The 24,963-nt window shown below is 42.2% G+C and carries 17 protein-coding genes and 1 other RNA gene; 15 read left to right on the top strand and 3 right to left on the bottom strand.

Annotation, left to right across the window (positions count from 1 at the left end; all coding sequences use genetic code 11):
• Positions 1-273 precede the first annotated feature (273 nt).
• Complete coding sequence (locus G587_RS0102765; RefSeq protein ID WP_026491002.1) at positions 274-573, top strand: hypothetical protein; 300 nt, start codon at positions 274-276, stop codon at positions 571-573.
• Between the two features lie 102 nt (positions 574-675).
• On the opposite strand, the gene G587_RS0102760 is transcribed toward G587_RS0102765, so the two are convergent.
• The gene (locus G587_RS0102760) at positions 676-1,350 is read right to left on the bottom strand and encodes a PilZ domain-containing protein (RefSeq protein WP_026491001.1); all 675 of its coding nucleotides are present in this window, start codon (positions 1,348-1,350) and stop codon (positions 676-678) included.
• Between the two features lie 188 nt (positions 1,351-1,538).
• On the opposite strand from G587_RS0102760, the gene G587_RS0102755 reads away from it, so the two are divergent.
• The 9 genes from G587_RS0102755 to G587_RS0102715 all read left to right on the top strand — a co-directional run bounded on the left by G587_RS0102755 (position 1,539) and on the right by G587_RS0102715 (position 16,152).
• The gene (locus tag G587_RS0102755) at positions 1,539-2,210 is read left to right on the top strand and encodes a hypothetical protein (protein WP_196812491.1); all 672 of its coding nucleotides are present in this window, start codon (positions 1,539-1,541) and stop codon (positions 2,208-2,210) included.
• A gap of 32 nt (positions 2,211-2,242) precedes the next feature.
• Entirely contained in the window at positions 2,243-4,069 is a 1,827-nt protein-coding gene (locus G587_RS0102750; RefSeq protein ID WP_026490999.1) for an ABC transporter ATP-binding protein, read from the top strand.
• A complete protein-coding gene (locus G587_RS21115) occupies positions 4,062-5,891 on the top strand; it encodes an ABC transporter ATP-binding protein (protein WP_035785334.1) in 1,830 nt (609 codons plus the stop codon). Before G587_RS0102750 ends, G587_RS21115 begins: the two co-directional genes overlap by 8 nt.
• A gap of 114 nt (positions 5,892-6,005) precedes the next feature.
• Complete coding sequence (locus G587_RS0102740) at positions 6,006-8,960, top strand: glycosyl hydrolase 115 family protein (RefSeq protein WP_026490998.1); 2,955 nt, start codon at positions 6,006-6,008, stop codon at positions 8,958-8,960.
• 123 nt (positions 8,961-9,083) lie between these two features.
• Positions 9,084-9,446 carry a GntR family transcriptional regulator gene (locus G587_RS0102735; RefSeq protein WP_242830015.1) on the top strand — a complete coding sequence of 121 codons (363 nt, stop codon included), beginning with the start codon at positions 9,084-9,086 and terminating at the stop codon, positions 9,444-9,446.
• A 34-nt stretch (positions 9,447-9,480) separates the two neighbouring features.
• Positions 9,481-10,383 carry an ABC transporter ATP-binding protein gene (locus G587_RS0102730; RefSeq protein ID WP_026490996.1) on the top strand — a complete coding sequence of 301 codons (903 nt, stop codon included), beginning with the start codon at positions 9,481-9,483 and terminating at the stop codon, positions 10,381-10,383.
• Positions 10,358-12,607, top strand: coding sequence for a DUF6449 domain-containing protein (locus G587_RS0102725; protein WP_026490995.1), 2,250 nt, complete (start codon positions 10,358-10,360; stop codon positions 12,605-12,607). The genes G587_RS0102730 and G587_RS0102725 overlap by 26 nt, the downstream gene beginning before the upstream one ends.
• A gap of 145 nt (positions 12,608-12,752) precedes the next feature.
• Entirely contained in the window at positions 12,753-15,218 is a 2,466-nt protein-coding gene (locus G587_RS0102720) for an EAL domain-containing protein (protein ID WP_081673583.1), read from the top strand.
• A 271-nt stretch (positions 15,219-15,489) separates the two neighbouring features.
• Positions 15,490-16,152: a flagellin gene (locus tag G587_RS0102715; protein ID WP_196812490.1), complete on the top strand. Its 663-nt coding sequence runs from the start codon at positions 15,490-15,492 to the stop codon at positions 16,150-16,152.
• On the opposite strand, the gene G587_RS21110 is transcribed toward G587_RS0102715, so the two are convergent.
• Positions 16,149-17,201: an FAD:protein FMN transferase gene (locus G587_RS21110; RefSeq protein ID WP_242830014.1), complete on the bottom strand. Its 1,053-nt coding sequence runs from the start codon at positions 17,199-17,201 to the stop codon at positions 16,149-16,151. The two genes, G587_RS0102715 and G587_RS21110, sit on opposite strands and share 4 nt — an antisense overlap.
• An 88-nt stretch (positions 17,202-17,289) precedes the next feature.
• Positions 17,290-18,105 carry an AP2 domain-containing protein gene (locus G587_RS0102705; RefSeq protein ID WP_035785320.1) on the bottom strand — a complete coding sequence of 272 codons (816 nt, stop codon included), beginning with the start codon at positions 18,103-18,105 and terminating at the stop codon, positions 17,290-17,292.
• A gap of 221 nt (positions 18,106-18,326) precedes the next feature.
• Between G587_RS0102705 and thrC the strand changes: the two genes are divergently transcribed.
• The 5 genes from thrC (at position 18,327) to G587_RS0102685 (ending at position 24,850) form a co-directional block, all read left to right on the top strand.
• Positions 18,327-19,811, top strand: a complete 1,485-nt coding sequence (thrC, locus tag G587_RS0102700) for a threonine synthase (protein WP_026490991.1) — start codon at positions 18,327-18,329, stop codon at positions 19,809-19,811.
• Positions 19,812-19,830: 19 nt separating this feature from the next.
• Positions 19,831-21,210 (top strand): citrate/2-methylcitrate synthase, encoded by a 1,380-nt coding sequence (locus tag G587_RS0102695; protein ID WP_026490990.1) that lies wholly within the window; start codon positions 19,831-19,833, stop codon positions 21,208-21,210.
• A gap of 22 nt (positions 21,211-21,232) precedes the next feature.
• Positions 21,233-23,050, top strand: coding sequence for an aminopeptidase P family protein (locus tag G587_RS0102690; RefSeq protein WP_026490989.1), 1,818 nt, complete (start codon positions 21,233-21,235; stop codon positions 23,048-23,050).
• 220 nt (positions 23,051-23,270) lie between these two features.
• Positions 23,271-23,480, top strand: a non-coding RNA gene (ssrS, locus tag G587_RS24945) — 6S RNA.
• Between the two features lie 140 nt (positions 23,481-23,620).
• Complete coding sequence (locus G587_RS0102685; RefSeq protein ID WP_026490988.1) at positions 23,621-24,850, top strand: EAL and HDOD domain-containing protein; 1,230 nt, start codon at positions 23,621-23,623, stop codon at positions 24,848-24,850.
• Positions 24,851-24,963: the final 113 nt, after the last annotated feature.

Below are 24,963 nucleotides of genomic sequence, written 5' to 3'. Positions count from 1 at the left end.
TGAGTATATGTTAGGATAAATATATGTACAAAATATGGCTGGTTTATAAAGTAAAGATATTATGTTTATAAACTAATTGGACAAGTATGAAGATGGAATAAAAATTGACGGATTGCCGTAGCTGCCTGTTTAAAAAGCCCAGTAAACAGGCGGAATTCACTTTGTTAAAGTAATGCCAATCCTTGCAATGTGATTTTGGATGTGCTATATTTTGTGGTAGAAGAAACTTGAAACACAAATTCTGCTAATTGTTTGATTTATAGGAGGTTTGTAGTGGGGAGAGAAGATAAGACACCTGCAGAGATTCGTACCACAGATAAGCTTAAAATCCAGAAGATCCTCGGCGAAGCCGGATATATCGTAGAGATGGGGAACGGAAGCGTACCTACGGTGGTTTGTAAGAGACGAGAGGATATGAGTAAGGATTTGGCTGCTATCCGTAAAATACTTAAGGAACAGCGATACGAGGGAAGCTTCGGTGTTCGCGCTCCGAGGAAGACGGATGAGCTGATTACAAATGAAAATAACGATAGTTCAGATGTAATGGATGAGATGGTACCTGTAGCAGGCTGATGAGATAATTAAAGGAGTTGTTTTTAACAACTCCTTTTTATTGTTGCACAAGACCTTTTTCAATTGTTCCGTGCTTTCTATAGCGCGGCTTACGAATAAGGATTATTCGTCTGCTGACATATCGTGAACCAGTACCTTTGACTGGGACTGAACACGCTTTATTTCGTCCTTCTGTTTTTTGATAGTCATGATGTAGGTCATGAGCTGGCTGTCTATTCCGCGCATCTTACATCCGACGGCATCATAAGTACCTATTTTGAAATTTCTTACCACAATGAGGGTGATCTCAAAGGCCTTGGTATATCCCGCAGGCTTGAAGGTAAGTCTTATCATGTCGCCTTCCTTGGCAGTTGCATTTTTTCCAAGAAGAAGTGACATACCGCGAATTGAAATGTCATATATAATTGCACTGGTAGTGTTTACGTGATTGATAACGGCTTTGCCAAGAGCATTTAAAACGTAGCGCTCAGCCTTTCTCTGATTATCAATCTCGGATATGATCTCTGATCCCTTAAGAAGATAATAGGTATCGCTCCAGTTTTCAAAAGGTATGACAGAATGAAGATGAAAACTGACAGTGAGATTCCTCGGGGGAAGCACCGCTACTGCTGTTGCCTGTGTGGCTGCAGGTATGGGCTTGCCATGGTATTTAAGCGGCTCAACCAAAAGAGCATCCTCCATAACAGAGATGGCTTTTGTCTTTATGTTGACCGGCATATTATCTATTAGTATGCTTACAGTAAGTTCTGTGCCTGATACAAGCTCTGTGATATTCATTGTAACCTCTCTCATAAAACACGGTTTAAGTGTATTTTAATTATGCACAACCTTATAAATTTAAACACAGTAAACTATTTGTGTAAATAGCGTTTACAGCAAAAGTTAAAGCGTGGTGAAAATAAATGCCAAAAAAACCAAAGTTGTATGAAAAAATAATACCGAAATATATACCAAATTGTATAGTTTTGTTCTTTTTTTCAATTATTGCATTCTTGAGCGGCTCTGTAAAGAAGGACGTTAGAGCGCGGCATTTAGAAGAAAACGAGAGGTTTCTTTCTGAGAATGGGAATAGGCTTTTTTGCTGCGGAGAGCTGATCGAGAATCAGAAGACCTGGGAAGGTGTTGCCTTCGGCAGTCACAAAAAGTCCAACATGAGCTATTCGGGGTGCGAGATAATCGCTACCTATAATGCTCTTAAGTGCCTTGGTGAAAAGGATGTGAAGATTCCCCCTCTCATTAGTTATTTCGAACAAAAGGGGGCTGCACTTAAGGGGGGATTTGGAATTACACCCTCAGCACCTGCTTCATTTTTTAAGAAGAGAGGATATGAGGTAAAAAAAGTAACCACCAGGAAAAAAGCGGTCATCGACAGTCTGGGAGATGAGTTTCATACTTTCATCGTGACCTTTTACTGGAACCATGAAAATATAAGAGACCAGCTTCATACGGTCTGCATATCAAAGGAATCCGACGGATTCTATATTCATAATAATTATTGCAAGTCAAAAGAAGGAGACTTCGTAAGACAGGGAGCTTACAGGACGCTGAGTGATGCTGCATTTGGCGCCGGAGAAAAAACTGTTCCTCTTGTCACCGTTGCCATAAGAAGACCTTCGTCAGACAAATATAACTACTAACCAAACATGTTACATACAAAGACTGGAGGACTATGAAAACTACTAAAGAACAATTTCCTACTAAACTATCACTGGTCCTGTTCTTCCTTAGAGGGAGTAAAGCCTTATTTTTCGCCGGCATATTATTTTCCATGGCTGTCGCTTTTCTGGACATGGTCAATCCAAAGATCATCCAGTATACGGTGGACTACCTGATCGGAGATTCCGAGTCGGTAATGCCCTTTTACATGCAGATGCTTATAAATCTGACAGGCGGAAAGGACTATCTTAAGGGGCACATTTTTGTAATAGCGCTGATCGTTGTGCTGATAGCGCTTGTTTGTGCTGCTTTTCGTTATCTCAACAAGCTGTTTAATTCCATGGCTGCTGAAAAGCTTATATGCAGAATGAGGGATATTCTCTTTGAGCACATCTGCCATCTGCCATTTTCCTGGCATGGAGAAAACCACACGGGTGATATTATCCAGCGCTGTACTTCTGATGTAGAGACCATAAAGGTTTTTCTTTCAGAGCAGCTGACTGCGCTCTTCAGGATAGTGATAATGATCGGCCTTGGAATATATTTTATGTTCCAGATCGATTTAAAGCTCTCACTTTTATCAGCGGCGTTTATCCCGATAATCGTGCTGTATTCACTGTTTTTTCATAACAAGATCGGCAGTGCCTTCGAGCATGCGGACGTTGAGGAGGGTAAGCTCTCAGCGATTGCCCAGGAGAACCTGACAGGTGTGAGAGTGGTTCGTGCCTTTGGAAGAGAGAAGTTTGAGCGCGAGCGCTTTGAAGCTAAAAACAAAGACTACACCAAGATGTGGATTAATCTTATGAGGCTCCTTGCGGCCTTCTGGACATCCAATGACATGATATCCGGAATGCAGGGAATGACTATGCTGGTAATGGGATCCATATTCTGCGTAAACGGAAGCATCACAGTTGGTGAGCTTATCGCCTTCGTATCCTACAATGCCATGATCTCGTGGCCGGTACGTGTACTTGGAAGAGTTATCTCTGAAATGAGTAAGGCAGGGGTATCGATCGACAGATTAAGATACATCATGAATTCAGAGGTTGAAAAAGACAAGGAGGGGGCGATAGAGCCGCCTCTTGATAAGGACATTGAGTTTAAGGATGTGAGCTTTTCATATAATAACGGTCAGGCTGAGATATTAAAGGATGTCAGCTTTACTGTAAAAGCGGGAGAGACAGTGGGCGTTCTTGGAGGAACAGGCTCAGGAAAATCGACACTTATGTACCTTCTGGACAGACTTTATAACCTTCCCGAGGATGGCGGAAGCATCACTATAGGCGGCGTTGATATCAGAGACATGAAGATGGACTATCTAAGAGAAAACATCGGTCTTGTGCTGCAGGAGCCCTTCCTTTTCTCAAGAACTCTGTATGAAAATATCGGTATAACCAATAAATCCGCCGGCATAGAGGATATCAGAAAGGCTGCCAGAATGGCATCTCTTGATGAGACAATAAAAAGCTTTGATGACGGCTATGATACCTTTGTCGGAGAGCGCGGAGTTACCTTGTCTGGAGGTCAGAAGCAGAGAACAGCTATCGCCCAGATGCTTGTGTCAGAGCCTCCTATCATGGTCTTTGATGATTCACTTTCAGCGGTGGATACCGAGACCGATGCTAAGATAAGAGCTGCTCTTGATATGCATGTTGGCCGAGCTACAACAATTATCATTTCACATAGAATTACTACACTTATGCATGCAGACCACATAATAGTTCTTAGTCACGGAAAGGTGGCTGAGGAGGGAACTCACGAAGAACTCCTGGCGAAGAGCGGTCTGTATCGCAGAATATATGATATTCAGATTCAGGGAGGAGGAGAAGACATTGCCTAATAGTAAGACATCAAAAGATAAAAAATACGTCAAGCTCCCCTGGTTTGGAATCCCAAGACTTATGCCATTTTTAAAACCCTATCTGCCAAAGATGGCTATGATGATTTTTCTTGGCAGTATGGTAAGTATGGTGGATTCCTTCATTCCGCTTTTTAACAGATATGCACTTAATAACTTTATTGCAAAGGGTACGACCAAGGGGATTGGATACTTTGCTCTTATCTATGCCACTGTGCTTATAGTAAAGCTCGTCATGGACTTTATAAGTGCAAACACCTGCGGAGAGATTGAGATGTCAATTGACAGGGACCTTAGAAACGCTGCATTTAATCATCTGCAGGAGCTGTCCTTTTCATATTTCAATCAGAACAACGTGGGCTATATCCACGCCAGGGTTATGAGTGATACCGGAAAGATCGGTGTGATGTGCGCATGGAGACTTATGGATATAGTCTGGAACGGAAGCTATATCCTGTTCGTGCTGATAGTCATGCTGGCAGTAAACGTAAGGCTTGCTATGTATATACTGATGCTGATACCAATCGCGATCGTGCTTGTTATTTATTTTCAGAGACATCTGATCATATTAAACAGACACATCAGGGAGCTGAACTCAACAATTACCGGTAACTTCAACGAGGGTATAACTGGCGCTAAAGCCATAAAGACTCTCGTTATTGAGGACAGGATACAGAACGACTTCAGGAAGGATACGGAGAACTACAGGAAAAATGCGGTACACGCAACACACTTTTCAGCGATGTTCTCTGCCTCCGTTACAATGCTCTCATCCTGCGCCCTGGCACTTGTGCTCTGGAGAGGCGGAAAGATAACCATGGAGGGAGTTATGGAGATAGGAACCCTTTCAATTTTCCTGTCCTATGCCCTTGGAATTCTTGAGCCTATACAGAATATTATTGTAACAATATCAGACCTAATTGCGGTTCAGGTTAACGTGGAGAGACTTACAAGACTTTTGGGAACAGAATCTGATGTTGCAGATTCACCTGAGGTTATTGAAAAATACGGCGATACCTTTAATCCCAAGAAGGAGAACTGGGAGGAGCTTATCGGGGATGTGGAGTTTAAGGATGTATCCTTCCATTATCCTGATGGAAAAGAGTACGTGCTTGAGCACTTTAACTTAAAGGTCCCTCAGGGCACAAACGTTGCGATAGTTGGTGAGACAGGAGCAGGTAAGTCCACACTTGTTAATCTTGTGTGCAGATTCTTTGAGCCCACAAGCGGAGAGGTTCTGATAGATGGCAGAAATGCCAAGGAGAGATCACAGCTCTGGCTCCACAGCAATATCGGCTATGTGCTGCAGACACCTCACCTGTTTTCAGGAAGCGTAAGGGAGAACCTAAAGTACGGTAATCCCGATGCCACTGATGATAAGATATGGGATGCATTAAAACTGGTTTCAGCAGATAAGATTGTGGAGAGAATGGATAATGGCCTTGACAGTGACGTAGGTGAAGGCGGAGACATGCTCTCAACAGGAGAAAAACAGCTTCTGTCCTTTGCAAGAGCGATCCTTGCTGATCCCAGAATCCTGGTTCTTGATGAGGCGACCTCATCCATTGATACCGTTACTGAAAAAGCGATCCAGGATGCTATTTCCGTAGTGATAAAGGGAAGAACCTCATTTATGATAGCGCACAGATTATCAACTGTAGTTGATGCTGATGTAATCCTTGTTGTAAAGGACGGCAAGATAATCGAGCGCGGAACCCACAAGGAGCTTATGAAAAATGTGGGCGGCTATTATCACCAGCTGTTCTCAAGGCAGTTTGAGGAGATGGAAGCAAAAGCGATATAACATATTGTTTTATACGGCATATTAGAAGCGCAAAATAATATATAAGAATAGCAAGAATGAATAAGCCTTCGTACTTTCTATGTGTGATACTAGGAAAGTACGGAGGTATTTTTTATGAGCAGTTTCAGTTTGTATAAAGACGATAAAGTAGCTGCATTCATAATTGAGAATGAGAGCTTTGAAGGAATAAAGATGATAGGGGAGACTGTGGCTTCTGATGTTGAGGCAGTTACAGATGTTCGCCCGGAAATAGTAAGTAGTGTAGACGCTCTGGAGAGCAGCTTAAATAAAGGTGCCATATCAGACAATAGCCTTGTGCTTATGGCTACCATAGGAAAAAGCCCTCTCCTTGACAGACTTGAAAAAGAGGGAAAGCTTGGCCTTTCTGATATCAGAGATAAGCGAGAGGTGTATAAGATTACTGTAATAGAAGCGCCCTTTGAGGATAGCCAAAATGTGAAGGAGCTTCTCGTGATCGCAGGAAGTGATAAGAGGGGAACTATCTACGGTATGTTCCACTTATCTAAGATGTGCGGAGTATCACCTCTTATCTATTTTGGAGATGTAGCTCCCGTTAAGAAGAACGAGATAGTCCTTGATTTTGATAAGGAGATAGTTTCAAAGGAGCCTTCAGTTAAGTACCGCGGATTTTTCATAAATGATGAGTGGCCGGCATTTGGCGGCTGGGCTACAGAGAAGTTCGGGGATGTTAATGCTAAAGCCTATGAGAAGATATTTGAGCTTCTTCTCAGGCTTAAGGGTAATTACATGTGGCCTGCCATGTGGAACTCCTCATTTTCAGAGGATGGACCGGGACTTTTAAATGCAGAGCTTGCTGATAAGATGGGCGTAATAATGGGAACATCTCACCATGAGCCTCTTTGCAGAGCAGGTGTTGAATGGCAGAGACAGTATAAGAAATACAGTGATGATAACGCCTGGAGCTTTTTATCCAATACAGAAGGAATTACAAGGTTCTGGGAGGATGGCGTAAAGCGCAATAAGGATTTTGAAAATGTGATCACTATAGGTATGAGAGGTGAAGCTGATTCAAAGCTCATGCCCGAGGATGCAACTCTTAAGGATAATATAGATGTCATTAAGAAGGCCATAACTGTTCAGGACGAGCTTATCAAAAAGAATGTAAATGAGGATATTCAGAAGGTTCCGAGAATGCTGGCAATCTACAAGGAGGTCGAGGACTATTACTTTGGAGATGAGACAGCTGAGGGACTTAAGGACTGGGATGAACTGAAGGATGTCATTTTTTTACTTAGTGATGATAACCACGGACATGTAAGGGCTCTTCCTACAGATGATACCAGAAATCATCCGGGCGGCTTTGGAATGTATTACCACTTTGACTATCACGGCGCTCCTGTCAGCTATGAGTGGGTTAACTGCAACAGACTTACCAAAACCTGGGAGCAGATGAGTCTTGCTTATGAGTCAGGAGTAAGGCAGATGTGGATTGTGAATGTGGGCGATCTTAAGATGAACGAGTATCCCCTTTCATTTTTCATGGACCTTGCCTATGACTATGAAAAGTATGGGGAGAAGAACATCAACAAAATAGAGGAGTATGTCCGCGGCTGGATCGATGTGCAGTTTGCAGGAGCAAGTGCAGAGCAGAAAAACGATATCACCAAGGTTATCGAGGGCTATACGAGATTCAACGCCCAGAGAACTCCCGAGACCATGAATGAGGATGTCTATAATCCTGTGAACGGTCTTGAGGGCGACAGGGTACATGCTGATGCAAAGGATATACTTGATACTGCTGACAAGCTTAATGCGGAGCTTAAGGACGAGGCACTTATGGCTTTTCGCAGCATTATCTATTATCCGGCAGCAGCCAGTCTTAATAACGTTCTTATGTGCGTTGAAGCAGGCATGAATAAGGAGCTGGCAAAGAGGGGCTGCGTGTATGCAAATTACTACGCTGAGTCTGTAAGGAAGAGGATAAACGAAGATAAGAGATACGTGGAGGAATTCCACACATTTAATAACGGCAAATGGAATCACATGATGAGCTCAGCTCATACAGGCTTTAGAACCTGGGATGCCTATAACTGGACATATCCGTCTGTATCCGTTGTGACTCCTCTTCATGAGCCCAAGGTTGCTGTATCATTTAGAGGTGAGAAGTATGTTTATCTTGGAGACCACTGGCAGGGATATCCTGCTCCCAGGAGCTTTGGCTTTACGAGACCTGAGACAAAAGAGGTTCTTCTTGATCTGGACAGCAGAGGTGATGTCAGCTACTCATACGAGATAGTAAATGAAAATGACTGGCTTATCTGTGCTGAGAAGGAGGGCAGAGTTGAAGTAAGCGATGGAAGAAATGCTGCGGTTATCTATGACAGCGATAAGCCCGGAAGAAAGACAGTGCGCTTTACTATAGACAGAGCTCTCATATCAGGAAAAACTACAGCCAAGGTAAGGGTTAACGTTAAGTTTGATAATGGCGCTACTACATACTGCGACCTTATCTTTGAAGCTGATAATGTAGTTGTTCCTGATGGATATACAAGCGATAACATTGCAATGGAAAACTGCGGAATCATATCAGTAAAGGCTGAGAATTTTAGTGAGAAGAAAGCAGCAGGCGGCGCAGAATTTAAGGCTGTAGACTTCCTTGGAAAAAGTGGAAAGCCGGCCATAAAGGTATTCCCCTCAGTAGCTGATTTTAGTGAGGATGAGATTCTTAAAGGAGAAGTACCCTTCGTTAAATACAATATCTTTGCGGAAAGTGATGGTACCTACAATCTGGATTTCCATCTTACTATGACCAATCCCATAGTAAAGGGCGGAAGACTTAAGTTTGGATATGCCGTAAATGATGGAAGGATAAGCACAGAGCACGGCGTTGGTGAAGGCTACTTTACGGATTTTCCCTGCAGGGAGTGGTGCGAATCTGTTCTTGCCCATGAGCACGTCTCTTCAGTGAAAGCGTACCTTCACATGGGTATTAATACAGTGACCATCTATGCAGGCGATGCAGGAGCTGTATTTGATAAGCTGGTACTTTACAGAGAGGATGTTACACTTCCCGAGACCTATCTGTGATGAGCCTATAATCGCAATAATAAAGCGCGTTTCTTGATATATAGGTGTTGACATAAGTCAGCACCTATAATATTATTCTAAGTGTACTAGATATGATAGTACACTACAAACAGGAGGAATATTATGCTGATCGAAATTGACTTCAGAGACAAGCGGCCCCTATATGAACAAATATCAGGGAAACTGGAAGAACTAATACTGTGCGGCGTAATAGGCGCGGATGAGGCGCTTCCTTCGGTTAGATCTCTTGCTATGGATCTATCAATTAATCCCAACACCATTCAGAAGGCGTATGATGCGCTGGAGCAGAAGGGCTTTTGCTATTCGGTAGCAGGCCGTGGAAGATTTGCGGCAGCAGCTGATGAAGTACTTCCTGCAAGGAAGCAGGAAATTCTGGATGAGCTCGGGAAGGTTGTTGATAAAGCAATCAAAGTTGGGATTACCGAGAAGGATATCGGGAAATACGTTCACGAGAAATACCAATAAGCCACAGTAGGAAGAAAAGTTTAGGAGGAAGAGTATGATTAAGGCAACCAATCTTTCTAAAAGATTTGATGATATACAGGCGATTGCCGGTGTTGACCTTACGATAGAGGACGGACAGGTCTTTGGCCTCGTTGGAACGAACGGCGCCGGTAAGAGCACATTCTTGCGAATGGCAGCAGGCATCCTGCAGCCTGATAGAGGAACAGTTACCATTGATGGGAGACCTGTGTATGAGAACCCTGCAGTGAAAAGGGAGATATTCTACATCTCAGATGATACTGCGTTCTTTTCAAACACCACACCCCAGGAGATGGCGACCTTCTATAATCGCGTCTATGACAGCTTCAACATGGAGCGCTTCAACTATCTCATGAATAATTTTGGCCTTGATAGAAAGAGAAAGATCAAGACCTTTTCAAAGGGAATGAAAAAGCAGCTGTCTATTATTCTGGGCATATCAGCCAATACCAGATATCTGTACTGCGATGAGACCTTCGATGGCCTTGATCCTGTTATGAGACAGGCAGTTAAGAGTCTTTTCATAGGAGATATGGCTTCAAGAAAATTCACTCCCGTCATAGCATCCCATAACCTCAGAGAGCTTGAGGATATATGCGATACGGTTGGGCTCCTTCACAAGGGAGGTATCCTCCTGTCCAAGAACCTCGATGACGCAAAGACTGATATACATAAGCTGCAGTGCGTATTCAGGGATGAGGAGAGCAGAAAGAGAATTGAGGAGCAGCTCACGGTTCTCACATCCGAGAGCAGAGGAAAGCTTATTACAATGACCATCCGTGGTCAGGAGGAGGATATTAGTGATGCACTTAGGGCAGAGAATCCTATTTTCATGGAAATCCTGCCGCTGTCTCTGGAGGAGATATTTATAAGTGAAACGGGGGTACAGGGATATGACATTAAAAAGATTATTTGTTAATTTACTGAAGGAAAATTCTAAAAGACGCCTCTGGACTATAGCGATGGCGATCACTGCCAATTTCTTTGCTCAGATCGTATACGCAATTTTGATGTTTGGCCGCTATAGTGAAAGACTTGCAACTGACCGCACTACTCTGGACGATATAAGGATACATTTTTACAACAATGTAGGTGGTATGGGAAATGTCATGGTTATTGGAATAACCTTTATACTTCCGGTCATCCTCGCTCTTCAGGGATATTATTATCTTCTGGATTCAAAGCAGACTGACCTGTACTACTCACTACCTATTAAGAGGGAAAAGCTTTTTGATATAAATAACCTCTGCGGAATACTTGTATTTGCCATACCGTATCTGGTATTTAACATAATTACAGTGATTATGGGACTTGCAAGGGGATATGCTACCTTTGATACGATCCTCTTATATCCTTTAAACGCGCTGGTTATTCTTTTGTCATTCATTATGCTGTATGAAATCTGCACACTGGCAGTGGTTCTTACAGGGCACATAGTAGTAGCAGTACTCGGCTGTGGAGTGTTTTACCTCCTTGGGTCTTTCGCCTATTCTATTTTTTCATTCCTTATGGCTACGTTTTTTACAAGCTATTGGAATGAGGTTTCGGATTATAATATAGGCTATACAGGCTCACCTATGGGGCTTGCAGGTGAGGCAATAGCCAGATTACACGGCGATGTAAACAGTGAGATTGCCTTCTATACCTTTGATGCGGCGCCTGCAATTTTAAAGATGCTCGTAATAGCAATACTTTCATTTGTCGTTTCAAGGATTCTTGTGAAAAGAAGACCTGCAGAGGCAGCAGGTAAGGCTATGGCATTTAGTATAACAAGACCCGTAATTAAGGTTGCTATTGCATGTGTTGCAGGCCTGGGTGCCGGACTTGTTATGTATTATATCGGGGACATTCACAGTGTTCCGATGTTTATATTTGGAATTATCTGCGGAGTTTTAGTGGTTCACGCTGTGATCGAGACCATTTATGAATTTGATTTCAAGGCGTGCCTGAGTCATTATGCATCTTTGATAGTAAGCGCTGTTATTTCACTTATTGTTTTTGTAGTATTCTTCTTTGATATTTTTGGATATGAGAGCTGGCAGCCTATGCCTGCAAGGGTAGCAAGTGTTGCAATCGGCGATGACGTTACCTATTCAGGAATCATGGCTCCGTATAGTAAGACCAGGGATGTGGTCAGTGCAGATTTTTACTATGGTGCTACTGCCAATGGAATGGAATACGCTCTTTACAATATGAAGCTTACAGATATTGATAAGGCTGAAAAGCTTACAAGACTTGGTGCGATAAATGCAAAGGAGTTCCATAAGGATGCTTTTTCAGGTGGCCAGGGAATTTATGGTCATACATATCGTGAAGATGACGAGAATACCTGTTACCGCCAGTTCCAGGTACAGTGGAATTTAAAGAATGGTAAAACAGTCAGAAGAATATATGAACTGGATATAAATAACGAAGAGGTCCTTTCAGCGTTTAAGGATATTTATAATACTGATGAATTCCGAAAAGGCAAATTCCCCGTATATGACATTGCAAGAGGCGAGATAAACAGCCTTGAGGGTCAGACTCTGACAGGGGAAGTAAGAAAGAAGCTTACTGATGATGAGATGGATGAGTTCCTGAAAATCTATTCAGAGGAGCTTTCCGGTCAGTCCTTTGATGATCTTGCTACCCAGATTCCCAACATTACTCTGTATGGTGTCATGGATGCAGGAAAACAGGCTTATTATTCTCAGAAGTACAATTTCTATATTTTTGATTCCTTCACAAGGACTAATGAGTTCCTTAAGGCTCATGAAATACCGACTTCCTGGTGGAATGGCGATAAGGATGTGAATAGTATCAAGGTGGAAATTGAAAGATGGGATGATGTAAATAAGCAGGAGATATATTCAAATTGGGAAAGCAGTGACAGTTCAGAAATTGATACTGTACTAAAAAATATCATTCCTACTGATAACTACAATGTTACAGGAATGAATTCCGATGTCTATGATGAAGATGATGATGCCACAACTGTTCAGATTACATTTAATACATCCGCAGGAACCTACTCTGATTATCTTGTTATTCTTAACAAGGATGAGCTTCCTGACGAGCTTAAGAAAAAATGTTTTGTAGGTGATGATGCCGCCCTATATCGTGAAAGCAAAAGAGGCTGGGTAAAATGTGTTAATAACGGCTGATAAGCAATAAGAATATCTCTCATATTGAGGTGAAAAAACACCTCGATATGAGAGGTTTTTTTATTATATTAAAAAAGTCTAAACTTTGGTAATATTCCGTAAAATCAATACTTTTTACCGATAATTCAGTTACAATAAAATTGTTATGGATGACTTAAATATTTATGTTATTAACAAAATAGACGAAGCTGTTGAACAAGGTTGGATAGAAGTATTTTTCCAGCCTGTTATTCGTGCCATAACAAATGAACTATGCGGCATGGAGGCACTGGCTCGGTGGAATGACCCCCACTGGGGGATGCTTGCGCCCTATAAGTTTGTAAAGCCTCTTGAGGATAATGACCTCATATATAAGCTTGACTGCTACATTGTTAAGGCAGTATGCAGAACTCTTGATGATTTATTGAAAAAAGGTAAGCCTGTAATACCTGTTTCGATTAATTTTTCACGCCTTGATTTCCTCAAATGCGACATGTTCGGCCTGGTCGAAGCAGAGGTCGCCAAATATGATATTCCCAGAGATTATATACATATAGAGATTACAGAGAGCATCTTTGTTTCGGACGAAGGCTTCTTAAATGATGTCATTGATAAGTTCAGAAGCAGAGGCTATGAGATATGGATGGACGACTTTGGAAGTGGCTATTCATCCCTTAATCTTTTGAAGGATTATGATTTCGATATGCTAAAGCTCGATATGAACTTCCTGACATCCTTTACAGATAAGTCCAAGGCCATCATGCGCTCTACCATAAATATGGCCAAGGAAATCGGAATAAAGACACTGGCTGAAGGCGTGGAGACCGAGGAACAGCTTGAGTTTTTAAAGAGCATAGGCTGCGAAAGAATACAGGGCTTCTATTTTGGAAGACCTGAACGCATTGACGATATGCTTGAACACATGGCTGAGAAGGGCATAAAAACTGAGGAGAGGCAGTGGCGTCATTTTTATGATGTTGCAGGCTTCCACGTAAAGGATGTGGATGTTCCGCTTGAGATCATTGAAGATGATGGAAAGGAATTCCATACACTTTTCATGAATAGGGCCTATATGGAGCAGATTCTTCATATATATGATATTGACTATGCAGAGATTGACAGGCGAATTTATCACACGGGATCTCCGCTTATTGAAAAGTACAGGGAATTCGCAAATATTATAGAGGCAAGCTCTAATATTGAGACCTTCTATTATACAGATAACGGTAATTACTTAAGATTCAGAGCTAAATGTCTTGCAGAACATGATGGACACTATATTATCAAGGGCTCCATCATTAACATATCAATGGATCAGAACAGCAATCAGAGGGATATGCTTGATGGCAAGCTAAGGGTGCTTAACCTTCTCTTTGATGTGGTTGATCTTATTAATCTGGGAGATAACGTAATTCTTCCGCTTCTTGGCAGATTTAAATATATTACCAATGAGTCTTATGTTTATTCGGACCTTAGGAATGCTGTAAAAATAATTGCCAGAGAGAGTATATATCCTCCTGAGGGAATGGATTTCCAGAAGTTTATGGAACTCGACAGCCTTGAGGAGAGGATTGAAAAAAGTAATAAGGGCTACATAGAAAAGATGTTCAGAATAAAGCAGCCCAATGGCTCCTATAAGCGCAAGAATATTATAGTTATGATGGTTCCGGGAACCGGTGGAAACGAATATCTTTTATGCTGGAAATCTGTGCCGGATGAGATTGCAAGAGTGCTTGACGGACTCACTGCATCTGCACGTTCTCTTGTTGATAAATATCTGCTTGATAGCGGCGCTATCACCTACACAGAGCTATGGGAGAACATGATATGGGATTCCTCAATAAAGTTCTTCTGGAAGGACAAGAGTAGAAGATTCCTGGGTGCCAGCCAGTCATTCCTCGATTTTTATGGCTTTAAATCTCTGGATGAGATACTGGGGAAAACAGACGAGGACATGGGATGGCATGTGAATGAGGATCCTTACAAAAATGATGAGTACCGCGTCCTTGAGAACGGTGAACGTATTATAGATGCATCCGGACAGTGTATTGTAAACGGTGTAATACACGATATAAGATGCCAGAAGATGCCAATTTACAGGAATGGTGAGATTGTAGGACTTGTAGGATTTTTCGAGGATAAGGACGAGGAGCTCTACAGGCTTGAAAATATCGCTATTCCAAATAACATAGATGAAGTCACAAAGATGATGAATGCAAGGGCTGTGATGATCTGTCTCCTTGACTATGCAGGAGAATTTATTGATAAGGGCAGAAACTACGGAGTGATAATTATCCGTAATGAAAAATATGCAAGAATTCTTGAAACCTATGGGAAGAAGATCTGCGATAAGTTCCTTGTAGCCATGAGTAAAAAGATCACTTCAGTTACAAGCCAGACCTGTGCTGTTGGAAGACTAAAGGAGAGCTATTTTGTAATCCTTACATTTGTAAAGACCAATGATGCATTAAGCTATCTTGCAAAGTCCATTATGGAAGCGGTAGAAGAGATAACCGAGGTGGAAGGCTATAGTGTGACTGTAAGAGCAAGGATAGCCTGTGCCCTCAGGACTGATGAAGGTATGACAGATGAGAATATTTTCCAGACAGTTCTCGCTGAGGTGGAGAAATAAAAAGAGTTGTCTAATACTTCCAACTGGATGACTGTAATTTTATGAAAAATCATATAATAAATTGTATTTACAAATAATTGCGAAAATGTTATTGTATTAATTAACTATAAGTTATTCTGTCCTGAGTGGCAGATGTTTTAGGAAGGATCCTAGGCATGACATCAATCTGCAGGTGGCATGCCCAGCAGCTTATTAATGGTGGGGACCGGAGAGGAGCTGCGGCGCGAAAATGGATTTATCCTTATTCATGGAGGAAGAAAGGAGCGCACATATGATAGGAGGCATAGGAAGTAACAGTTACCGCAATGATTATTCCTATGGCAAGATCGCCAGTGAAAACAAGCTCCCGAGAGCAGCCGACGGTGCAGCTGAACTTGCAATCAGTCAGAAGCTTGAAAAGGAGCAGAGAACAGACAATGTTCAGGTAAGAAATGGCAGAGACAATATTGGGCAGATGAACATTAAGGATGGTGTCCTTGATGGAGTTACTGATTATCTGCAGAGCATGCGTGAGAATGCACTTTATGCCAAGAACGGTACATTGTCTGATGGTGAAAGAGGAGATATTGCCAATGCTAATTCACAGCTTATGAAGGGCATTGGACAGGAGCTTAGCTCCTCACAGATGAAGTCGTTGGGGCTTGATAATCTGGATGTCAACGACGTAGATTCAATTGATAATGCACTTAAGAGCGTTAGTGATGCCAGAGGCGGAGTTGGTGCAGTAACCAATGGTCTTGAGCATAATGTAAGCTATAATTCTATAGCAAGAGAGAATCTCTTAAGCGCACAGAGCAGTATTGCAGATACTGATGTTGCACAGGAGATTACGGAGCTTAAGAAGAATCAGACACTGGACGCTTATCGTCTGCAGATGCAGAAGAAGCAGCAGGAGGATGAAGCCCAAAAGAACAACATGAACATCATGCTTTAAGGCTTTAGTCCCGGAAAATTGTCTGAGGAAACAACTTCATATTGATCTGTTATAAACAGAAGATATGTATCAGGGATGGACTCTATGAGCTCCATCCCTTTTTCTTGGCCAAGACAGTAGCAGATGGTGGAAAGAGCATCTCCGTCAGCAGAGGAATCAGAAACTATTGTGGCGCTGTAAAGGTTGTTCTCCACGGGCATTCCTGTTCTGGAATCAAGAAGGTGATGATAGATATTGCCGTCCTTCTCGAAGAATCTGTCATAGATACCGGAGGTGACAACGGATTTATCCTCAAGAGAGAGGGTTACCATTGTTTCGTTTGCTTCTCCAAAGGGCTTTTGAACTCCGGTTGTATAGGAGATAGAAGCCCCTGTGCCGGAGGGCTTTGAACCTATTAAAAGTACATTTCCTCCAAGGTTTATTATTCCGCTGGTAGCACCGCGCTCTATATAAAGCTCCTTTAATCTGTCAGCAATGTAGCCCTTTGCTATTCCGCCAAGGTCAAGACGGGCATCCTTATCAAGAAGCTGCACTTTGTACCTGCCATCTTCACTTGAGAGCACTACATTTTTGTAGTCGACATGAGAGAGTGCTTCAGACATTGAGCTGTCATCCGGAACAGCCATGTCCGTGTCAGCATGAAAATTCCAAAGGTCAGTCACAGTGCCGATAGTTGGGTCAAAGGCACCATCAGAGAGCTCTGCATAGTACAGAGCTTTTTCTATTAGGTCATAGGTTTCCTTATCAACCTCGACAGGATCACCCTCTGCATGGTTGATGCTCCAAATATCGCCGCCCTCCTTGGTGGTAGAGAAGAGGAAGTCGTATCTGGTGCATGCAGCCGAGCATTCATCTATAAATTCTTCGCATTTTTTCTGCGCATCCTTATTTCTTGTGAAAAATGAGGAATCCTCTGAAATAAAATCCTTTTCATAGACGGTAAAGGTTACGACGGTATCAAAAAAGAACCCCACCTTTTCGTATGAAGTATCATTTGCGGGGGCAGAGCAGCCGCAAAGTATAGAAAAAAGGAGAAAAATAAGCGCCATCTTCATCCGGCGATTTATGCCGGGATTATTATATTGTGCCTTCCCACAGTGGGGGAAGGTGGCGCGAAGCGCCGGATGAGGGCAATAGTTACGCATCCTTCTTTATGTTATCTCCCGTAAGTTTTATTATTTTTGGCGATATACGGATCTTTGTATAAATTTCCGCATACTCCGAAGCAGTCAGATCTTCTATATAATTAAGCATATAGTTTCTGTCTATGCCGTTTTTCTTAAGAACATCAGCAGCCTTGTTATAGGCAATGGCAGCTTCGTTTTCAGTATTGTATTTTCCCACAACAAAATCGCCATTTACATGAATGACGGCTTTGTACTTCTGGAAGCCTCGCTCAGCGTACTGACGTACACCGTGGTAGCGGTTTAGTACCTCGATATTTTCATAGCGAAGGTCATTGGAATTGCCGTTGGCAAAGCGGTAGTCTCTGCCTTCAACAGCATAGCTTCTTATTCCGTATCTGCTGAGGATACTTATCTGTGAACCATAGTCAGCCACAAAAAGATGTGAGCCACGCTTCATTATTTTATGAGATGAATAATAAAACAGATCATCGATATCGAAAATCAGCGTGTGATGTGGTGACAGATAATAGAAGAAATACTTTTTTTCCAGGTAAATCGGAGTTGGTATGTACAGGCCCTTGTCTCTGAAATTAACTAAAACCACACACTTTTCGAATGGCAGAGACTGCCCCTTCCTGTAAGAGGATAATTCATAGGAATTATCAGTCAGAATTTTTTGCGCTTGAGAATAAGCCCTTCCCGCTGCCTTCGCATCGGAAAAGGAACCAAGTGCTATGTGCTTACCCCTGAATGTTATTGACGCCCTAAAGGACTTTGTTCCGTCCTTTAAACAAGTTTCATACACCCCCGTAACTTTACCAGTCATTTTAAGTTTACCCCCATAAGCTTAAAGCCAGCAGTCACTAAAGCATCATATGTATAACTGTATTTATATTCATTTTTGTGGTATACTTTTTATTCAAAGTATTAAAGTTATTTTCATAAGAAAAATTTCTAAGACTCATAAGTGTAGAGTCATCTTTTATTACTTTTATTTTATCATATCTAAAACAAAGACAGAACAAGAAAATGGAGGAGCCTAGCAACATGAACGTTATGTATTCGAGTACCAGAGGAGATAAGCAAAAGGTAACTGCATCACAGGCAATACTGCAGGGACTTGCGTCAGACGGAGGACTTTTTGTTCCGGACAGTTTCCCTAAGCTTGACAAGACTTTTGCAGAGCTTAAGGAGATGGATTATCGCGAGACAGCTTATCAGGTTATGAAGCTTTTGTTTACTGATTTTACCGAGGAAGAGCTTCGTTATTGTATTGATCATGCCTATGACTCCAAGTTTGATACTGAGGAGATGGCTCCCATGACAGAGGCAGACGGTGCCTTCTACTTAGAGCTTTACCACGGAAAGACAATCGCTTTTAAGGATATGGCTCTTTCAATTCTTCCTTATCTTATGACAACAGCTGCCAAGAAGAATCAGATCAAGAACGAGATCGTTATTCTTACAGCTACCAGCGGTGACACAGGTAAGGCAGCACTTGCAGGCTTTGCAGATGTTCCGGGCACAAGAATCATCGTATTCTATCCCAAGGATGGCGTATCACCTATCCAGAAGCAGCAGATGGTAACCCAGGAGGGAGATAACACCTGCGTTATCGGTATCGAGGGTAACTTTGATGACGCTCAGACAGGCGTTAAGAAGATCTTCACAGATCCCGATTTTGCCAAGGAGCTTGATGCCAAGGGCTTCCAGTTCTCATCCGCTAACTCAATCAATATCGGAAGACTTGTTCCTCAGATCGTATATTATGTTTACGCATACACACGCCTTCTTAAGGAAGGCAGAATCGCTGAGGGCGATGAGATAAACGTAGTAGTTCCCACAGGTAACTTCGGTAATATCCTTGCTTCTTACTATGCACGTAAGATGGGACTTCCTATAAAGACCTTTGTATGCGCTTCAAACTCAAACAAGGTTTTATATGATTTCTTCAAGACAGGTGAGTATGACAGAAATCGTGATTTCATCCTCACAACATCACCTTCAATGGATATTCTTATCTCATCCAACCTTGAGAGACTTATCTATCACATCGCAGGCGATGAGGCAGCTAAGAATGCTTCATATATGAAGCAGCTTACAGAGGAAGGAAAATATGCTATTACCGATTCAATGAAGCAGTCACTTGAATGCTTCTTTGGCGGATATGCTTCAGAGGAAGAGACAGCAGCTGCTATCAAGGAGCTCTTCGAAAAGACAGGATATCTTATCGATACTCACACAGCAGTAGCTTCAAGTGTATACAAAAAGTATGTTGAGGAAACTGGTGATAAGACAGTTACTGTTATCGCATCAACTGCAAGTCCTTACAAGTTTACAAGAAGCGTTATGCAGGCACTTGGTAAGGATGATGCAAATCTTGATGACTTCCAACTTGCTGACAAGCTCTCAGAGGTATCAGGGGTCGAGATACCTGAGGCTGTAACATCTATACGTGATGCAGCTGTAAGACATACCAAGATCGTAGGAAAGGATGGACTTGCTGACGCTGTTCGTGCTTTTTTACAGTAAATTATAAACAGGAGGTAGTATGGGAAACAAAGATAACGAGAGAAACATTTACTCAGATAACACACCGGAATTAGTAGATCTCGCGAAGGTTGTTGAGGGCGCAGATAGAATTGATCCCGAACTTTTTGCTAAGTACGATGTAAAAAGAGGTCTTCGAGATTTAAATGGTAAGGGCGTTCTTACAGGACTTACTAACATCTCCACAATCAATGCTACTAAGGAAGTTAATGGGGAAAGGATTCCTGCTGACGGTGAGCTTTTTTACCGCGGCATAAATGTTAGAGATATTGTTCATGGAACTGCCAGTGAATCTAAATTCGGCTTCGAAGAGGCAGCATATCTGCTTCTTTTCGGTAAGCTTCCGGATAAGGATGAGCTTCAGGGCTTCACACAGCTTTTAGGCTTCTACAGATCTCTGCCTACAGGCTTTGTCAGAGATATCATCATGAAGGCTCCCAGCCGTGACATGATGAATACGCTTTCAAGAAGTGTGCTTACCTTATATTCTTATGATAATCACGCTGATGACGTATCCATGCCTAATGTATTAAGGCAGAGTCTTCAGATGATAAGTCTGTTCCCGCTTCTGGCTATTTACGGTTATCAGGCTTATAACCACTATCATGAAGGCAACAGTCTTTTCATACATCCGCCAAAGGCAGAGCTCTCAACAGCAGAGCACATTCTGTATCTTCTTCGTCCGGACAGTAAGTACACAGAGCTTGAGGCAAGGCTTCTTGATATCTGCCTTATTCTCCATATGGAGCATGGTGGTGGTAACAACTCATCCTTCACAACTCACGTTGTGAGCTCATCAATGACAGATACCTACTCTGTTATAGCAGCAGCTATCGGATCTCTTAAGGGACCCCGTCACGGTGGTGCCAACATCAAGGTTATTCACATGTTTGACCAGATGGAAAAAGAGCTTAAGGACTGGGCAGATGAGGAAGAGGTTAAGGCCTATCTCGGTAAGCTCCTTAACAAGGAGGCCTTTGATAAAGCCGGTCTTATCTATGGTGTAGGTCATGCTATTTATTCAAAGTCTGACCCGAGAGCAGTTCTTCTTAAGGAGTATACTGTTAAGCTTGCCAAGGAAAAGGGAATGGAAAAAGAGCTTGCTCTTTATGAGATGGTTGAGCGTCTTGCTCCTGAGGTTATAAGTAGCGAGCGCAAGATGTACAAGGGTGTAAGTATTAACGTCGATTTCTATTCCGGATTTGTATATAAGATGCTTGAGCTTCCTGAGGAGCTTTTCACACCGATGTTTGCTATTGCACGTATCGTTGGTTGGAGTGCTCACAGAATGGAGGAGCTTGCAAATAATAGTAAGATTATTCGTCCTGCATACATGGCTGTAAGTGATATCTATGACTATGTTCCGATGGAAAAACGATAATCTTAGGGAGGATATATTTTTAATGAACAAAGTTATACAGGACAGACTCTCTGCCCTCAGAGAAAAGATGACCACATACGGCATTGATTATTATCTTATGCCTACATCGGATTATCACAATTCTGAGTATTCAGCGGACTTTTTTAAAGCGAGAGAGTATTTCTGCGGATTTACAGGCTCCAACGGAACACTTGTTGTTTCTAAGGACTGGGCAGGAATGTGGACTGATGGAAGATATTTCATTCAGGCTGAGAGAGAGATGAAGGGTACAGGGGTAACTCTTTACAAGATGGGTGAAGAGGGCGTGCCGACTATCTCGGAATATCTTTTTGATAATATGGAAAACGGCCAGGTTCTCGGTTTTGATGGAAAAGTGGTTCCTGCAAGGGAAGGCCTTTCCTACGAGAACAAGCTTAAGAAAAAACAGATCAAGATAAAGTTTGATAAGGACCTTGCCGGTGAGGTATGGGCAGACAGACCTGCGCTTCCCTGCAATCCTATTTATGTTCTTTCAGATGAGCTCTGTGGTAAGTCCTTTGCAGAAAAGCTTGCAGAGGTAAGAGAGGTTATGGAGAAGGAAAAAGCTAATTCCTACCTTCTTTGTAAGCTGGATGATATCTGCTGGCTCACTAACTTAAGAGGTAACGACGTAGAGTGCAATCCCGTTATCCTGAGCTACCTTTTTATCACAAAAAAATCTGTAAGCATGTTCGTTCAGTTTGATGAGCTTAATGACGAGGTTCGCGCTTACTGTGAAAATAACGGTATTGAACTTGTTGCTTATAACCGCATTATTTCATGGCTTGATGAATATGAGTACGAAGGCATAACTCTCTACGATGAGAGAAACGTAAGCTATTCCGTATACAGGACAGTTAAGGACAACTCAGAGTCCGCAGGCGCAGGCATCAAGAATATCTATGATCCTACTGAGATGATGAAGGCCTGCAAGAATGAGACTGAGATTAAGAACATCCGCGAGGTTTATATCAAGGACAGCGCAGTTCTTACTAAGTTCATCTACTGGGTTAAAAATGAGATTAAAAATGGTGCTAAGTTAAACGAGTATACGGCAGCAATGCATCTTGACGGTATGAGAGCAGTCCTTCCGGGATTCATCGAGCTTTCATTCCCTACGATCAGTGCTTACAAGGATAATGCAGCAATGATGCATTATGAAGCTACTGAGGATTCAAACGCAGAGCTTGCAGCAGAAGGCTTCCTTCTTGTAGATTCCGGTGCAACCTATATGGGCGGTACCACAGATGTAACAAGAACAATAACCTTAGGACCCCTTACTGATGATGAGAAGAAGCACTACACTCTGACAGCTGTCGGAATGCTTCAGCTTGCAAATGCACATTTCCTTGAGGGCTGCAATGGTAGAAATCTTGATATCCTTGCAAGACAGCCCCTTTGGAACATCGGTATTGATTACAAGTGCGGAACAGGTCATGGAATAGGCTATATGCTTAACGTTCATGAGGGACCTCACAGCATCAGATGGAAGTCCAGATCCTCAGAGGATGAGGCTGCGCTTAAGGTCGGCATGATAATGTCTGATGAGCCCGGTGTTTATATCGAGGGTAAGCACGGTATCAGAATCGAGAATATCCTTGAGGTCGTAAATGGTGAGAAGAACAGTGATGGTCAGTTCCTTGAGTTCAGACATCTGACCTATGTACCTCTTGACCGTGATGCAATTGACAAAAAGTACTTACAGCCCAGAGAAGTGAAGGCAATTAATGAGTACAATAAATTGGTCTGCAAAACACTCCTTCCTCTTATCGAGGAGCCTGAAATTCAGGAGTGGTTAAAGGAAGAGACAAAAGCCTTATAAAGCCTGAAATGCATAGCTTTTTCCATGGGGAGAAGGTGGCAGACAGACTAACGGATAAGCGAAATAAAATTTCACAAAAAAAGCGCCTGAAACGTGGATTTCATGCGCTTTTCTTCATATAATATTAAGAATTTTTTAGGGAAAATCTATTGATTTCAGAATACTATGAATTATAATGTAATTAAAGAACCACCAGAGAGTGGTTTATATCGAGCCTTGAGCTCGCCTGAGATGTTCGACAACTCCGGTTTAATTTGAACCTACAGTTACTTTAAACGGGACACCTAGATCGCATTTTCAAATGTCACGCCTCCGGCCCTGCACATGTGCAGACAAGCTATGGGAGAGGAAGACAGCGAAAAGGGCTGCGGTAACCCACCTGGCGTTTGCTAGGAGTCAAATAACCGGAACCGGCATCCTCGGGATTATTTTTAAACAGCCCTAGTTGGCTGTTTTTTTTCTTTGAGTAAATTCTTCAAGCGTTATATTGTTTATACTATTTTGTGATGATATAATAAATTAACAGACATATTTTTACGATATTCGAGACTGTTCGAAAGGAGTAATGTAATGCTTGCTTCGCTTATTCCGTTGTTTGATGATGAAATGAAGGTTTGCGCATATTCTGTTTTTGCGCAAAGAGATAATCATCTTATGCATCCCCATCTCATGGGCACTGGTTTCCTCGATAATGTTGTTAATATTGTTGGACTCGATATTGTTGAAAGTATCGGGACATCTGTACTTTCAGGTGGAAAAGAAGTATTTGTTGAGATAACCAACATTTCACTTTTTGCCAATATAGAAGAACAATGCAAAGCTCCCAAGGACATCATAGTGTTACTGCTTGATACTTCCGTCCTTCCAGAGGAGCCATATCTGTCCAGATTATGGGATCTTCGTGGTCAGGGATATAAGATTGCAATCCGTAAGCTTGCAGGTAATCAGTTTGAGACCTATAAGCCTATTCTCGATATGTGTGATTATATTCTCCTGGATCACAGGAAAATCAATATCCGCAGCGCCAGAATTTATTTCAACAGAGCATATCCCAATATTAAGCTCTGTGCTGTAGGTGTGGACACCAAGGAAGATTATGAGAGACTTGCATCTGACGGTGCTTATGATCTCTACGAGGGTAATTTCTTCCGTTTACCCGTTGAAGAATCAGAAAAGACAGTAGCACCTTTGAAGGTGACATACATAGAGCTTTTGAACGTGGTTAACAATCCTGATTTTGATCTGCAGGATGCTGCTGACGTTATCGGAAAAGACCCCGCTCTTGTAATTTCACTTCTTGAGATGGTTAATCACCTTACCATCAACTCCGAGATCACATCCGTAAGACATGCGGCTGCAATGCTCGGTCAGAAGGAACTGAAGAGGTGGATCAACACTGCGGTTACAAAGGAGCTCTGCTCAGATAAGCCCAGTGAGATCATGCGTATATCAATGGTACGTGCAAAATTCGCAGAGAATCTTGCAGAGTGCTACGAGGTAAAGGGCTTTGCAGCTGAGCTGTTCCTTGCCGGACTGTTCTCACTTCTCGATGTAATGCTCGACCAGACCATGGAGCAATCCCTTAAGCTGGTTCATGTATCAAAGAAGATCGAGGATGTTCTTCTTCGCAGAAGCGGTGATCTGTGGCCTATTATGCAGCTTATGTTTGAATATGAAAATGCTTCATGGCAGGAAGTATCCAGACTTATGATTCTTGAGAATCTGGAGATGGATGCAGTGTATAAGGCATATACCGATGCACTTAAGTGGTATAGAGATCTCATTGATCCTATCAAATAATTATCTGAAATGTATATTTAGCCAACGCATAATTATGCGTTGGCTATTTTTTAATTTCTTACGAAATTAAAACGCTCCGCGAGGATGCGCACTCGTGCGAAATGTATATGATG

It is taken from the genome of Butyrivibrio sp. XPD2002, assembly GCF_000423945.1.
Taxonomy (GTDB): Bacteria; Bacillota; Clostridia; order Lachnospirales; family Lachnospiraceae; genus Butyrivibrio.
Note: the sequence above shows the minus strand (reverse complement) of the source record. Positions and strands in the feature narration are given on the sequence as shown.

Coding starts and splice junctions, on each gene's coding strand:
- G587_RS0102760 (WP_026491001.1), bottom strand. CDS start 1,350: ATGAATATCACAGAGCTTGTATCAGGCACAGAACTTACTGTAAGCATA.
- G587_RS0102750 (WP_026490999.1), top strand. CDS start 2,243: ATGAAAACTACTAAAGAACAATTTCCTACTAAACTATCACTGGTCCTG.
- G587_RS0102740 (WP_026490998.1), top strand. CDS start 6,006: ATGAGCAGTTTCAGTTTGTATAAAGACGATAAAGTAGCTGCATTCATA.
- G587_RS0102735 (WP_242830015.1), top strand. CDS start 9,084: ATGCTGATCGAAATTGACTTCAGAGACAAGCGGCCCCTATATGAACAA.
- G587_RS0102730 (WP_026490996.1), top strand. CDS start 9,481: ATGATTAAGGCAACCAATCTTTCTAAAAGATTTGATGATATACAGGCG.
- G587_RS0102725 (WP_026490995.1), top strand. CDS start 10,358: ATGACATTAAAAAGATTATTTGTTAATTTACTGAAGGAAAATTCTAAA.
- G587_RS0102720 (WP_081673583.1), top strand. CDS start 12,753: ATGGATGACTTAAATATTTATGTTATTAACAAAATAGACGAAGCTGTT.
- G587_RS0102715 (WP_196812490.1), top strand. CDS start 15,490: ATGATAGGAGGCATAGGAAGTAACAGTTACCGCAATGATTATTCCTAT.
- G587_RS21110 (WP_242830014.1), bottom strand. CDS start 17,201: ATGGCGCTTATTTTTCTCCTTTTTTCTATACTTTGCGGCTGCTCTGCC.
- G587_RS0102705 (WP_035785320.1), bottom strand. CDS start 18,105: ATGACTGGTAAAGTTACGGGGGTGTATGAAACTTGTTTAAAGGACGGA.
- thrC (WP_026490991.1), top strand. CDS start 18,327: ATGAACGTTATGTATTCGAGTACCAGAGGAGATAAGCAAAAGGTAACT.
- G587_RS0102695 (WP_026490990.1), top strand. CDS start 19,831: ATGGGAAACAAAGATAACGAGAGAAACATTTACTCAGATAACACACCG.
- G587_RS0102690 (WP_026490989.1), top strand. CDS start 21,233: ATGAACAAAGTTATACAGGACAGACTCTCTGCCCTCAGAGAAAAGATG.
- G587_RS0102685 (WP_026490988.1), top strand. CDS start 23,621: ATGCTTGCTTCGCTTATTCCGTTGTTTGATGATGAAATGAAGGTTTGC.